Raw genomic sequence first — 292 nt, 5'->3', positions numbered from 1 at the left:
TCCCGTCGGCGGGCGCGGGCAGCGGGACCTGGACCGCGTGGCCGGTGCCGCGCTGGTCGTCCTGGACGACGGTCACGGGCCCTGGCACGCCGAGCGACGCGACCTCGGTGGCCACCGCATCGCGCTGGTGGCCGACCACGACGATGACCTGGCCCAGGCCGAGCGGCCGCAGGGACTCGAGCACGTGCCCCACCAGGGACCGGCCCGCCGCGCGGTGCAGCACCTTGGCCAGGTCGGAGCGGAACCGGGTGCCCTTGCCAGCGGCGAGCACGATGGCGGCGACGTCGGGTCG

Annotated in this window: 1 protein-coding gene; it reads right to left on the bottom strand. The window is 77.1% G+C overall.

Annotated elements, in window-relative coordinates:
- Positions 1-292 (bottom strand): NTP transferase domain-containing protein (locus B9T16_RS29720; protein WP_410246497.1); only part of this gene is annotated, 292 nt, incomplete at both ends.

Origin of the sequence: Arthrospira sp. PCC 8006 (assembly GCF_046480465.1) — a bacterium.
GTDB classification, from domain to species: domain Bacteria; phylum Cyanobacteriota; class Cyanobacteriia; order Cyanobacteriales; family Microcoleaceae; genus Limnospira; species Limnospira platensis.
This window is presented reverse-complemented; position numbering and strand designations above follow the sequence as displayed.